Source organism: Phytoactinopolyspora mesophila (genome assembly GCF_010122465.1).
Classification (GTDB): domain Bacteria; phylum Actinomycetota; class Actinomycetes; order Jiangellales; family Jiangellaceae; genus Phytoactinopolyspora; species Phytoactinopolyspora mesophila.
Window position 1 is genome coordinate 226,409 of the sequence record NZ_WLZY01000001.1, and the last position, 12,291, is coordinate 238,699.

Consider the following 12,291-nt stretch of genomic DNA (forward strand, 5'->3'; position numbering starts at 1 on the left):
CCCATATGTACTCAACGGTAATGTGGACAGATGCAAGGCTTCTGGGACTGGCTAGGCGACAACGAATGGTCGGCATGGCTGGGACTGGCCTTCATCTTCGGGATCATCGAGACCACCACGGTCGATCTCGTCTTCCTGATGCTGGCGGCCGGTGCGGCTAGTGGTGCCCTGGCGGCGGTCTTCGGCGTGCCGCTCATCGGGCAAGCCCTGATCGCCATCGGCGTGAGCGCGGCTCTGATCGCGGTCGTGCGCCCCATCGCCAAACGACATATGCGGGTTCCCAGCCGGGTGCGTACCGGCGCGGCTGCCCTGGTCGGCCAGAGCGCGCTGGTGCTCGAGCAGGTCGACGGCGACGGCGGCCGGATCAAACTCGCCGGCGAGGTGTGGACGGCCCGGAGCTTCGACGGACGTTCGGTGATCGAGCCGGGAAAGAGTGTCGACGTGGTCGAGATCGACGGCGCGACGGCATTGGTGTTCCCGGGCGACGAACCGGTGTAGGGTCGGCTCCGTCGACGCTCGCCGAGCATGTCCCGGCGGCGTCGTATGACGCCGTGACGGCACCTGAATACATGTGAAAGGTGATCGATGGAAGCCGGGCAGACATTCCTTCTTATTGTCATATTCTTGCTGGCCGTCTTCGTCCTGGTGGCGTTGGCCAAATCGGTGCGCATCGTTCCTCAGGCGCGGGCCGGCATCGTCGAGCGCCTGGGACGGTATCAGCGCACACTGTCGCCTGGTCTGGCCATCGTCGTGCCGTTCATCGATCGGGTGCTGCCGCTGATCGACCTTCGTGAACAAGTGGTCTCGTTCCCGCCGCAGCCGGTGATCACCCAGGACAACCTGGTCGTGTCGATCGACACCGTGATCTACTACCAGGTCAATGACCCCAAGGCTGCTACCTACGAGATCGCCAACTACATCCAGGGTATCGAGCAGCTGGCGGTCACCACGCTGCGAAACGTCATCGGTGGTATGGACCTCGAACGCACGCTCACCAGCCGTGAAGAGATCAACAGCGCGCTGCGCGGAGTGCTCGATGAAGCCACCGGCAAGTGGGGCATCCGCGTCAACCGAGTCGAGCTCAAAGCCATCGACCCGCCGCCGTCCATCCAGGACTCGATGGAGAAGCAGATGCGGGCCGACCGCGACAAGCGTGCGGCGATCCTCAACGCCGAAGGTGTCCGGCAGTCCCAGATCCTCACCGCGGAGGGCCAGAAGCAGTCGGCCATCCTCTCCGCCGAAGGTGACAAGACCTCGCAGATTCTGCGTGCCGAGGCGGACAAGCAGGCCCAGATCCTGCGTGCCGACGGTGAGGCCAAGGCGATCGGTGCCGTCTTCAACGCCATCCACAAGGGCCGCCCGGATCAGAAGCTGCTCTCCTACCAGTACCTGCAGATGCTGCCCGAGATCGCCAAGGGTGATGCGAACAAGGTCTGGATCGTGCCGTCGGAGATCGGTGCCGCGCTGGAGGGTCTCGGCACCGCCGTGGGCAAGTTCGGCAATGCCCTGCCGGGTGTGCCGGGCAGCGGAGGCTCGGCTGAGGACTACGACGACAACGGCGAGGGTGAAGAACAGCGGCTGGACCAGATCCCGGGCGCGGGAGTGGCCGAAGACGTCTCGGACGCCGCGGCCAATGCCGCCGCTGAAGGGGAAGCCGCCGTGTCCGCCGCGCAGAGCGAGGTCCGCGAGGCGCTACGAGCGGCGGAAGCGGCATCGCAGGGGCGCAGCACGCCGGCACCAGAGAACAGCGGTGACCCCGGGGCCGGTCCAGGCGCTGACACCGGTCCCGGTGGCGCGCCGGAGCCGCCCCCGCCGCCGCAGCCTCCCCGGGAGTGAGCCTGCTGGAGGCCGTCGCCATCGTGGCGGCGGGCTTCGCCGCGGGCGTCATCAACACCGTCGTCGGATCCGGCAGCCTGATCACGTTTCCCACCCTGGTGGCGCTCGGTTACCCGCCCGTCGTGGCCAACGTGTCCAACTCGGTGGGCTTGGTCCCTGGCTCGGTGGCCGGCGCCTGGGGTTATCGCCGTGAACTCGTGGGGCAGCGGGATCGGCTGCTGCGACTGGGCGCGGTCGCATTGGTCGGCGCGGTGGTGGGCGCACTGCTGCTGCTCAAGTTGCCGCCCGAGGCGTTCGAGACGATCGTCCCAGTCCTGATCGTGCTCGCGTGTGTGCTGGTGGCGATTCAGCCTTGGCTGACGCAGAAGCTGAAGCATCGACCACGCCGCGAGAACGGTGGCTTCTGGGTCTGGCTGATGGTGCTGGGCAGCAGCGTCTACGGCGGCTACTTCGGCGCCGCCCAAGGTGTCATCCTGATCGCCGTGCTCGGTCTCGGGCTGTCGGAGACTCTGCAGCGGGTCAACGCGGCGAAGAACGTGCTGGCCGGTCTGGTCAACTTGGTGGCCGGCATCGTGTTCATCGCGATCGCCGATGTGGACTGGGCCGTCGTGGCGATGATCGCCATCGGCGCGGCCACGGGTGGGGTCGTCGGCGCCCGGATCGCTCGCTCGCTGGCGCCCGTTGTGCTGCGGGTCGTCGTCATCGTCGTCGGGATCGTCGCGACCGTCTCATTCATCCTGAACTGAACGGCGGCCCCCACTCGGCGGGCGTGGCATCGCGGATCGACTCACATCGGCGTGCCGTTCCCTGCCCGTCGTCGGCGGATATCCGATAGCTGCGGCAGAATACGTGCGGTGCCTTTCGAACACATCGACGATGCCGCCGATCCGAGGCTGGCCGACTACGTGTCCTTGCGTGACGTCCAGTTGCGCACGTCGCTGGAGGCGGAGCACGGGCTGTTCCTGGCTGAAGGGGAGAAAGTCATACGCCGCGCCGTCGAGGCCGGCTATGCGGTGCGCTCGTTCCTGATGGCGCCGCGCTGGGCGCAGGCACTCGGTGATGTCATCGAGCGGGCCGGTGACGTGCCATGTTTCCTGGCTCCTGAGCCGCTCGTGGAGGACGTGACCGGCTTTCACGTGCATCGGGGTGCGCTTGCCTCGCTGCACCGGCGGCCACTGCCGAGTATCGAGGCGGTAGTCGAAAACACCCGGCGAGTGGTGGTCATGGAGGATCTCGTCGACCACACCAACGTCGGCGCGGTGTTCCGCGGCGCGGCGGCGCTTGGCTGGGACGCGGTGCTACTGAGCCCGCGGTGTGCCGATCCGCTCTATCGGCGGGCTATCAAGGTGTCGATGGGCACGGTCTTCTCCGTCCCGTATACGCGGGTGGAGAACTGGTACGACGGCCCGACCGTCCTGCACGACGCCGGATTCGAGGTCATGGCACTGACCCCGGGCGACGACGCCATGGACATCGGCGCGGTCGCGGTGGCGGACCGGATAGCGCTGCTCGTCGGCACCGAGGGGGAGGGGCTGACACAGCGGTGGATGCGGGCGGCGGACCGGCGAGTGGCGATTCCCATGAGTGGCGGCGTTGACTCGTTGAACGTGGCCGCCGCGGCAGCCGTCGCTTGCTACGTGCTGCGTCCTTGATCTCCGCGGCCGGTTGTCCTCTACACGCCTCAGGCGACGGCGGACAGACTCGGCGCAGTGACTGAAGGCGAGTACTCCACGATCGCGGCGGCGTCGCAGCCGCGGCAGAGAAACTCAGCAGGTGAGGCGTCCGGAACCGCGTCGAAAACGGCATGCTGGCCGCAGTCGGCGCACCAGCTGATCAGTGATTCCATCAGCGGACACTCCTTCCAGCATCTATGCGTTCAGGATGCCAGCCGCTGTCCGATCTGCCTGAGAGGCACGCCGATGAGTTTTGCCCATTCCGGCGGTCAATACTGGCAAGATGCCGCAGATCGCGGCATCATCGCTGGTACAGACCGACTACTCGGGGACGTCCAATGCAAACGGTGTGGAGAGGCTCGATCTCATTCGGGCTGGTGTCGATCCCGGTGCGGCTCGTGTCCGCCACCGAGGAGAAGGACGTGAGCTTCCGGCAGGTCCACGCCGAGGACGGCGGGCGGATCCGTTACCGGCGTTTCTGCGAGAAGGGCGGGCATGAGGTCGCCTACGCCGACATCGCCAAGGGCTACGAGATGCCCGACGGTGAGATGGTGATCCTGACCAGCGACGACCTCGCCGAACTGCCCGTGGCGTCGAGCAAGGCCGTCGAGGTGCTCGGGTTCGTGCCCTTCGCGCAGATCGACCCGACGTCGCTGTCGCGTGCGTATTACGTCGAGCCCACCGGCGATACCAAGCCGTACGTTCTGCTGCGTGATTCCCTCGAGGAGTCCGGCCGGGTGGGCGTGGTGAAGATGGCGTTGCGTAACCGGGAGCGGCTGGCCGTGCTGCGCTCGCACGAGGGCGTGCTCGTCGTCCAGACCATGCTGTGGCCGGACGAGATCCGCAAGCCCGAGTTCGGTTTCCTCTCCGAGGACGTCCAGGTCCGCAAGCAGGAGATGGCGATGGCGGAGTCGTACATCGAGACGCTGTCCGGTGATTTCGAGCCGGATGAGTACACCGACGACTACCGCGAAGCTTTGATGCAGGTGATCGAGGCGAAATCCGGCACCGGCGAGGTCAGCGCTCCGGCCGAGGAGGAAGAGCCCGGCGAGGGCAAGGTGGTCGACCTGATGGAGGCGCTGCGGCGCAGCGTCGAGGAGGCCAAGACCGCGAAGAGCGGCGCGAAGGGTGGCCGCGACGAGTCGGCGCCGGCTAAGAAGGCGGCGAAGAAGGCGCCGGCCAAGAAGGCGCGCAAGTCTGCCTAGTGCCGAGCGCCCTGGATCGCCCTGACGGGTTACGGATCGAGGAGCTGATCCAGGGTTCGTGGGCCGACGGTGGAGGCGCCGTTGTCCTCGACGCGGCCCCGTAGCTCACGATCAGAGGTCACGACGACGACGTGGTCGCCGGGGCGGCGCATCACCGCGTCCTGCACCACCGCGGCGATCAGGTCGTCGCCGCTTCCGGGCGCGCGCTCGACCGTGACCGGCACTGGCGCCGCCGCCGCCGCGTCGATGTTCCGCGCCTGGCCCTCGACCACCAGGTGGATCCGCGGCCACCAGTACGTGGCCGGCAGCCCGAGCTGTGCTCCGGGCACGGGTTGGGCACCGCTGAGCCGGTCGCGCAGCTTCTCCGCCGCTCCGGCGCGGTCACGCCACCACCCATCCGGGCGGGAACCGACGACGTTGGCTGCGTCCACCACGAGGACGAGTTCGCGGAACGCCTGCTCGCGTATGGACGGCCAGAGCTTGCCGAAAGCGGGATGCAGCGGCAGCGTGTCCACGTCGTCGGGAGCCACCCAGGCTATGTCGAGGCTCTCCGGGTCACTCGGGTACGGATCGAACGGAACGTCGCACGTGGCGATGACGGTCGTATAGGACCAAGAGCCGTGATCCTCGACCCAGGCGTGTGTGGGCTGCACGTGCTCGGCCGGGATGGCCGCTTCCTCTTCGGCTTCCCGTTTCGCTCCGGCGAGCGCGTTCTCATCTGACGCGCGCGCCCCGCCCGGAATGCCCCACGTGCCGCCGTGGTGGCTCCATTCGGCTCGGTGCTGCAGCAGGACGCCATGGGCAGGGTCGACCACCATCAGCCCCGCCGAACCGTACAAACCCCAATGGCGCTGTCCGCAAACGCACTCGACCCACCCGTCGCCGTCGGTGCGGTGTCTGATGTGGTTCATTACCTACCAGCGTAAGGTGAGCGGCGTGGCCGAACTCGTCGAGGTGGGCGGTGCGAGCGAGCACACCCTACGTCTTGGTAGGCAAGAAGCCGTGGTCGTCGAAGCCGGAGGCGGCCTGCGCGCCTATTCGGTGGACGGCACCGAGATGGTGGCGGGTTATGCCGCTGGAACGATGTGCCCCAGCGCCCGGGGCCAGTGGCTGGTGCCGTGGCCCAATCGAATCCGGGAGGGGCGCTACGTCTTCGACGGTGAAGAGCTTTCTACTCCGCTCGACCCCGGCACCTCCACAGCCATCCACGGCCTCGTCCGTTGGTTACCGTTCCAGGTGCTGCAACGAGACGAGTCCTCTATCCGGCTCGCCACCGTGCTCCCCGCCCGGCCGGGTTATCCGTGGACACTGCGAGTGCAGGCCTCCTGGTCCCTGGACGATTCCGGGTTGAGTTCCGCGCTATGGGTCGAGAACCTCAGCGACACAGCCGCTCCGTTCGCCGCGGGCGCCCACCCCTATCTCAGCGTCGGCGACGGATTCGTGGACGACGCCACCGTCACGGTGCCCGGATCGACCATCTTGCTCGGCGAGAACGGGATGATGACGCAGCGCACGGCCGTCGATGTCGAGACCGACTTCCGGGCGCCGCGCCAAGTGGGGGACAGCCAGCTGGGCCTGTACACGGAGCTGACCCGTGATTCGTCGGGGCATGCCCAAACCGTGGTTCAACGGCCCGACGGCTGGCGGATCTCGCTCTGGCAGGACGAGTCGTGGCCGTTTGTCCTGCTGTACACCGCCGACGTCGTGAGCATCGCTGAAGGGCGTCGCCGGTCCCTCGCGGTCGAGCCGATGACCGCCGCTGTAGACGCGTTCAACAGCGGAGACGGGCTCGTTGTGCTGAAACCAGGCGAGACGTTCCACGGCAGCTGGGGAATCTCCGCGACCCGGTGACACCGGCCTGGATCCGGCGCTGCTGCTGCCCGTAGCGATAGGGTCCGGTTCGTGGCAGATTTTGAGGATCCCGTCCAGGCGGAGCTGGCGCGGCATGAGAGGACGTTCCGCCGCAGCGGTCTGCCGCTGTTCATCGAGGGGTACTCCGCGTCGGAGGACATCTTCACCCGGGCCGCGCCCCTGCTGGCCCTGGTCTTCCTCGGCGAGATGCTCGGCGCCATCGACACCGACTGGCCGTTCCTCGGCAACGTGGCGGCCGCATTCGGTGGTCTGGCGATCCTCGTGGTCGCGTTCGGGATCTTCAACCGTCTGCTCGGCCGCGGGTTCTGGACGTTGCCCCAACGGATCGGCCGGCCGGAGCTCTTGGCCTTCGTGTTCATCCCGGCACTGCTGCCATTGATCTTCGGCGGCCAGTGGTGGCAGGTGCTGGGGGTCATCGCCGGCAACTCCCTGTTCCTCGCACTGGTCTATCTCGTGGTGGGCTACGGGCTGATCGGGACCCTGTTCTGGGCCTTGACGCGGGTGGCAGACGAGCTGGCGGAATCGCTGGCGCGCCTGGTCAGAGCACTGCCGCTGCTGCTGGTGTTCTCCCTGGTGCTGTTCCTGAACGCGGAGATGTGGCAGGTGTTCTCGACGATGCCGCGCTTGTTCGTGTGGATCGTTGCTGGGCTGTTCGTGGGCCTGGGTGCGCTGTTCGTCATCGTCCGGATACCCGGGCAGGTCCGCCGTCTGGAGTCGGACGTACGTGGCGACGCGCCCGCCCTGAATCGCCGGCAGCGGGTCAACGTCGGGTTGACGTTGACCATCAGCCAGGCGTTGCAGGTGTTCGTCGTCAGCGTCGGCGTGGGTGCGTTCTTCGTCGCCTTTGGCGCCCTGGCCGTGGGGGAGGAGGTCCGTACGGCGTGGGCGGTGGTCGACGGAATGTGGTCCTACGATCTGGAGCTGTTCGGTTACGACATCCAGATCACTGAAGCCCTCCTTCGGGTCGCTGGCGGCATGGCGGCGATCACCGGGCTTTACTACGCGATCTCGATCCTCACCGACGCCACCTACCGCGAGGAGTTCCTCGAGGGAGTGACGGAGGAGATGCGTGCGGTATTCGAAGCGCGGGCGCGGTATCTTGAACTGAGGGCAGCGGGATGTGGATCTTCTGAAACCCGCCGTCCAGCACCGAGTACCTGACCGGACCACGCGGTTGGACAGACCACCGCTGGAGTTTGGTACAGTTACTCGGCCGCGACACATTAAGTGTCGACACCAGTCCGGGTGGCGGAATAGGCAGACGCGCTAGCTTGAGGTGCTAGTCCCCGTCAAGGGGGTGGGGGTTCAAGTCCCCCCTCGGACACTCGAAAGTATGTGGGTCATCGGATCTCAGCGGGGAAGCCGGCCGATCGCGTCCAGCCGGGAGAGGCTGGTGTACCGGCAGGTCACGGGGTCAGGGCTGGACCTCCCAGAGCACGCTTGTGGGCATCGCGAGCAGGTTTGGGCCAAATGAAAGTGTTTGCTGCCCTGAGTAGAGCACGATCCCGACGACGAAGTCGTCGCCTACCCGCTCCGCGAGATGTCTGAGGCCGCGGAAGTCGTCTTGTCGGACGGTGGCCGCCGCCTTGACCTCGACACCGACGACGCCGCGGTGCGGATGTTCGAGGATGAGGTCCACCTCGACCTTGTCGCGCGTCCGATAGTGGGACAGCTCGATCGGCTCGTCGTTCCAGCTGAGCTGTCGTGAGATCTCGGAGACGACGAAGCTTTCCAGAAGCGGACCAAACGCGTTGTTCGTTGGCTCCAGCAAAGTCTGGGGCGTTTGGATGAGCAGATGCGCGGCAATGCCTGAGTCAACGAAAAAGATCTTCGGAGTTCCCGTCGCCCGCGCGCTGACGTTCCTCGACCACGCGGGCAGGCGCTTGACCAGGAAGACCTGTTCGAGCAAGGTCACATAGCGGCGCGCTGTCATTGCGGCGAGGCGCGCGCCGCTGGCGATCGGATCCATAACCAGCAACGAGCCTGCCCGAGCTGCGAGCAGTCGCAGCACGGTGTGTAGTTCGGGGACACGTTCGATCTCGCCGATCTCGGTGATCTCACGCTCGATCAGATCCTCGACGTAGGCGTTGAAGTATCTGCGACGGCTGGCCGGGCGAGAAAGGGTGAGCACTTCCGGGAATCCACCCCGCACCAGACGCTCGGCGTAGTCCGCCCGGCCCAGCGTGGTGGAGTGCCGCAGGCTCGGGCCGTGTTCAAAGACGGCATCGACGAACCCATCGGGTGCTTGGTCGATCTCGCCCTGGGAGAAGGGCCAGAGTTCGATCGTCTGGATGCGCCCCGGGAGCGCGTCTGGTACCGATTTGAGCGCGAAGACGCGAGCCGAACCGGTCAGAAGGAAGCGTCCTCGACGTGGAAGTTCATCCACGTCGGCCTTGATTGCCAACAACAGCTCGGGGACGCGCTGGATTTCGTCAATGGCGAGCATGCCTGGCACATCGACGAAGCTCTTGGGATCGGCGGCGGCCGCAGCCCGCATGTCCGGATCGTCGAGGGTGCGCGATGTAGCGTCAGGATGGCCCTGTGTGATGATCCGCATCAGGGTGCTCTTGCCGGCTTGACGCGCGCCCTGTACGAGTACTACGCGCGCCTCGGTCAGGGCAACACGCACAGCATCGGTCGCCCGTCGAGGCCGAACTCCATCGAAGGCCGTAGTGTCTGGCTCCATGGAAGAAATGTACGCCCTCTTGAACAGGTAAGACAACGATCTGCCGCCAAGCTGGCTGAGGATTTGCCGTAAATGCAACTAACGATCTGCCGCAACGCCCGCTGAAGATTTGCCGCACCCAGCGGACGCCCACTGGCAACAGCGACCGGCCGCTACCGAAGGTTCAGCTTCGTCCGCAGGACGACGGTGAGGTTGTGGTTCGGATCGCTACTCGGACACGCCGAAGGTCTCTGACCTGCATAGATTCTGGTGATCGTTAGGTGTGTCGCCGATGTGAGCCCTGGGGCATGTTCGGTTGCTGTGAACTCGTGGCAGGAGTGTGCCATCTCCGTGTCGCGTCTCTGCGCGGCTCGGATGAAGCCGCTGAAGGTGTGTTTCGACGTGCTGCTGACGATCTGTAGCGTTTCCGGGGACGTATGAGGGCGGGAAACCGCCTAGCGGGCGACGAGTTGGTCGATAAGGGCCCGCAGCGGCGTGTTGTCGCCACGCAGGCCCATTGGACACTCATACCTGGCGAGGCTATCCGCCGCCACTGACGTACGGGGCAGCCTCGGTTGGCCGAGTGCGCATCACTCGCCCGCTGAGCTCACCGGAGCACGGCTGCGGTCACGATCGCGTGCGTGTCGTCTGTCGGTTTCATGGCAGCGTTGGAGCTTTACGCTGGTGTCGTGCAACAGACCCTCTCATTACTGGAGTGCGGAGAGGATTGTGTCCCGGTTCGACGTGATGAAGTGTTGGTCGGCGGCGTAGATTCCTACGTGGTTCTCGCGGATGTGCACCTCTACGGTGGGGTCGCCGGCGGCGGAGCGGGTGAGGATCCAGTGCTTCATTCTCTCGAGGCGGTCTGTCACGAGGTCGGGTATCAAGGTCCGGTGTTCGCTGGGATAGCGGCGTAGGATTCGGCGGAGGCGGCCCAGTCTGTCGACCGAAGTGTCCCACCCGCCGGCGTTGAGGTTGGTGTCGGCGCACAGCGGCGCGAGCCGGTATGCGAGGTAGGCGATGTCGTCGATTCGGCGCCCGGGGCCAGCGTGGTCGAAGTCTATGAGTCCGACCGCGCGTGATCCTTGGTAGACGATGTTGTACGGCGCGGCGTCCCAGTGGCAGATGACTTCGCTGGTGGTGCCGGCCACTTGGTGATCGACCCATCCGTCGGGGAGGGCGAGTCCGGCTGTGGCGTCGTGGAATCGTTGTAGCAGAGCGACCGAGGTATCGAGAGCTTCGGTGGTTTGTACGGCGGGCTTTATGGGGTAGGTTCCTGCCTCTCCGTCGATGAAGCTGAGGATTTCTCGGCCGCCTTCAACGCCGAGTAGGCGTGGGCTGCCGGTGAATCCGTGACGTTCGAGATGTTGAAGTAGGGCGTGTACGGCAGGCGTATGTGGTCCAGTGTTGCGACGTACTGTGGCGCCGAGTCGTGTGACGCGGTTGCTGTTTCCGCCGGCGAGGGTGACTTCGGTATTCGCAGGATCATCGACCACGGAACGCCACTCAATCATGTAGGTGGCCGGAAGGCAGGGGACAGGGTAGAAGCTAGGTAGGAAAACTGGCACCGGGGTACGGCATCCCCTGGTCTGAGACGGGTGCCGCGGTCCAGTCCGCAGATCGACGATGGTGTGCGTGTGGTAAGTGGACAATCTCCCCTTGGACCCTTCGCAGGTCTCTGACCTGCAAGGATGCTTGATCATTCGGCGTATCGCCGACTTGTACCCCCACGCAGCTACTTTGTAACCCGCGGCGGGTCCAGCGCCTCATGTGGGGAATCCGCCTGTGGGAGGCTTGTGCCCCGGGGCGATCGCTGGTCCGGTGCAGTCCTGCGCGACGACGTTCTCCGAGCCACCACCATCGGCGTCGCCCGCCACATGCACCTATTGGGCAGGTCGATCCACATCGAATTGAATACCGGCATGGGTCAGTCCTGAATCGTCTTTGGACGTCCCGGTCTGGAACTTCCTCATGCCGGTGCGTGGCCGCGCGATGCTCGGGATCAGTGCCCTGTGGTACGAGCGCGAGCACGTCGGGCTAGGCGTGCGATGCCCGTCCTCGCGGAGCGGTTCGAACGCCAGAAGGAGACCCTGCAGATCGTTCAGCAGATGTGGAGCGAGGAGGACGGCGCCTACTCCGGAGAAGCACCGTCGGTGGCCGTCAACGTGAATGTGAGGGCCCATAAGGCGGCGTCGTTGATGTGGCTTTTAGGTGGTGGTGCACTCAGGAGTCATGGAATCCGTCGTCGCATCCGATGGAACACCAGCCGCGGCACCCAATGACCGCCGGGCTCCTCGACCATCAAAGTCAGCCGATATGCGCGTCCCGTCACCGGAGGGTGGGCGAGGACGGTCTTCTCGGCGGCGCTGAGTGTGGTGAGGTCGCCTCCGTGGCCGATGGTCAGGTGCGGGATCGGTTCACTGTACTGACCGCCGTATGGCGGGTAATCGGGGAATGCAGCGTGTATCCGTGTCGTGAGGTCGACGAATGGTGCGGGATTGTCGGGCGCCAGATGGACGACGTCATGGTTGAACCACGCCGTCGTGCTGAGGCGGTAGTCAAAGGGGCTAACGGTGGCTGCCACAGCGGCGACTCGTCGCAGAACTTCGGCGTCGATCTGGGGTGGGCTGACGAACGGGAACAGTACGGTCACGTGTGCCGGGACACCCAACGCCGCCACCGGGTTCGGAGCACGAGCCGCAGCACCGCGCGAAAGCGAGCGGCCTCGGCTCAGTGGAAGATGAACGAGCATCTTGCGGCCATACCGGAAGCCCAGGTCGAGGCCGCGACGGCGCTGGCACGCGGCGAAGCATAACGGGGCGAGCCGGAGGCCGCCTCTCCGTGCCTATCGTGCGGCGCATCGGCGAGGCGAACACCTGCTGTCACGAGATTGTCAGCGGAGGCAAGTTGTCTGCCCAACTGGCGACCCGGCGCGTGCTGCGACCTCCCCGATGGTGAGCTCATCCTGCATGCTCACATCTTGCCGGTCTTCTCCGGTTGACCTCAAGTGCACATGAAGTTTCACACTGGGACTTCCGAG

General features: G+C 65.6%; 12 protein-coding genes and 1 tRNA gene. 8 read left to right on the forward strand and 5 right to left on the reverse strand.

Annotation, left to right across the window (positions count from 1 at the left end):
• Positions 1-30: 30 nt before the first annotated feature.
• The 4 genes from F7O44_RS00970 (at position 31) to F7O44_RS31455 (ending at position 3,488) form a co-directional block, all read left to right on the forward strand.
• Positions 31-498 carry an NfeD family protein gene (locus F7O44_RS00970; RefSeq protein ID WP_162448330.1) on the forward strand — a complete coding sequence of 156 codons (468 nt, stop codon included), beginning with the start codon at positions 31-33 and terminating at the stop codon, positions 496-498.
• 87 nt (positions 499-585) lie between these two features.
• Positions 586-1,836 (forward strand): SPFH domain-containing protein, encoded by a 1,251-nt coding sequence (locus F7O44_RS00975; protein ID WP_162448331.1) that lies wholly within the window; start codon positions 586-588, stop codon positions 1,834-1,836.
• A complete protein-coding gene (locus tag F7O44_RS00980; protein ID WP_162448332.1) occupies positions 1,833-2,582 on the forward strand; it encodes a TSUP family transporter in 750 nt (249 codons plus the stop codon). The genes F7O44_RS00975 and F7O44_RS00980 overlap by 4 nt, the downstream gene beginning before the upstream one ends.
• 108 nt (positions 2,583-2,690) lie before the next feature.
• Positions 2,691-3,488: a TrmH family RNA methyltransferase gene (locus F7O44_RS31455; protein WP_162448333.1), complete on the forward strand. Its 798-nt coding sequence runs from the start codon at positions 2,691-2,693 to the stop codon at positions 3,486-3,488.
• A gap of 29 nt (positions 3,489-3,517) precedes the next feature.
• Here F7O44_RS31455 and F7O44_RS00990 read toward each other — a convergent pair whose 3' ends face one another.
• Entirely contained in the window at positions 3,518-3,682 is a 165-nt protein-coding gene (locus F7O44_RS00990) for a hypothetical protein (protein WP_162448334.1), read from the reverse strand.
• Between the two features lie 165 nt (positions 3,683-3,847).
• On the opposite strand from F7O44_RS00990, the gene ku reads away from it, so the two are divergent.
• On the forward strand, positions 3,848-4,714 hold the full coding sequence (gene ku / locus F7O44_RS00995) for a non-homologous end joining protein Ku (RefSeq protein WP_162448335.1): 867 nt from the start codon (positions 3,848-3,850) through the stop codon (positions 4,712-4,714).
• 29 nt (positions 4,715-4,743) lie between these two features.
• Here ku and F7O44_RS01000 read toward each other — a convergent pair whose 3' ends face one another.
• Complete coding sequence (locus F7O44_RS01000) at positions 4,744-5,625, reverse strand: NUDIX domain-containing protein (RefSeq protein ID WP_162448336.1); 882 nt, start codon at positions 5,623-5,625, stop codon at positions 4,744-4,746.
• Positions 5,626-5,650: 25 nt separating this feature from the next.
• Between F7O44_RS01000 and F7O44_RS01005 the strand changes: the two genes are divergently transcribed.
• From F7O44_RS01005 to F7O44_RS01015, 3 genes are all read left to right on the forward strand, one after another.
• Positions 5,651-6,565, forward strand: coding sequence for an aldose epimerase family protein (locus F7O44_RS01005; RefSeq protein WP_162448337.1), 915 nt, complete (start codon positions 5,651-5,653; stop codon positions 6,563-6,565).
• 51 nt (positions 6,566-6,616) lie between these two features.
• Complete coding sequence (locus F7O44_RS01010; protein ID WP_162448338.1) at positions 6,617-7,747, forward strand: hypothetical protein; 1,131 nt, start codon at positions 6,617-6,619, stop codon at positions 7,745-7,747.
• A gap of 78 nt (positions 7,748-7,825) precedes the next feature.
• Positions 7,826-7,910 (forward strand) — tRNA-Leu (locus F7O44_RS01015).
• A gap of 90 nt (positions 7,911-8,000) precedes the next feature.
• On the opposite strand, the gene F7O44_RS01020 is transcribed toward F7O44_RS01015, so the two are convergent.
• The 3 genes from F7O44_RS01020 to F7O44_RS01030 form a co-directional block, all read right to left on the reverse strand.
• Positions 8,001-9,272, reverse strand: coding sequence for an ATP-binding protein (locus F7O44_RS01020; RefSeq protein WP_162448339.1), 1,272 nt, complete (start codon positions 9,270-9,272; stop codon positions 8,001-8,003).
• Positions 9,273-9,958: 686 nt separating this feature from the next.
• The gene (locus tag F7O44_RS01025; protein WP_162448340.1) at positions 9,959-10,747 is read right to left on the reverse strand and encodes a phosphotransferase; all 789 of its coding nucleotides are present in this window, start codon (positions 10,745-10,747) and stop codon (positions 9,959-9,961) included.
• A 734-nt stretch (positions 10,748-11,481) separates the two neighbouring features.
• Positions 11,482-12,003 (reverse strand): 2'-5' RNA ligase family protein, encoded by a 522-nt coding sequence (locus F7O44_RS01030; protein ID WP_281353359.1) that lies wholly within the window; start codon positions 12,001-12,003, stop codon positions 11,482-11,484.
• Between the last annotated feature and the right edge of the window lie 288 nt (positions 12,004-12,291).

Bases quoted from the DNA above. Each gene is read 5' to 3' on its own strand.
- F7O44_RS00970 (WP_162448330.1), top strand. From the start codon at position 31: ATGCAAGGCTTCTGGGACTGGCTAGGCGACAACGAATGGTCGGCATGG.
- F7O44_RS00975 (WP_162448331.1), top strand. From the start codon at position 586: ATGGAAGCCGGGCAGACATTCCTTCTTATTGTCATATTCTTGCTGGCC.
- F7O44_RS00990 (WP_162448334.1), bottom strand. From the start codon at position 3,682: ATGGAATCACTGATCAGCTGGTGCGCCGACTGCGGCCAGCATGCCGTT.
- ku (WP_162448335.1), top strand. From the start codon at position 3,848: ATGCAAACGGTGTGGAGAGGCTCGATCTCATTCGGGCTGGTGTCGATC.
- F7O44_RS01000 (WP_162448336.1), bottom strand. From the start codon at position 5,625: ATGAACCACATCAGACACCGCACCGACGGCGACGGGTGGGTCGAGTGC.
- F7O44_RS01020 (WP_162448339.1), bottom strand. From the start codon at position 9,272: ATGGAGCCAGACACTACGGCCTTCGATGGAGTTCGGCCTCGACGGGCG.
- F7O44_RS01030 (WP_281353359.1), bottom strand. From the start codon at position 12,003: ATGCTCGTTCATCTTCCACTGAGCCGAGGCCGCTCGCTTTCGCGCGGT.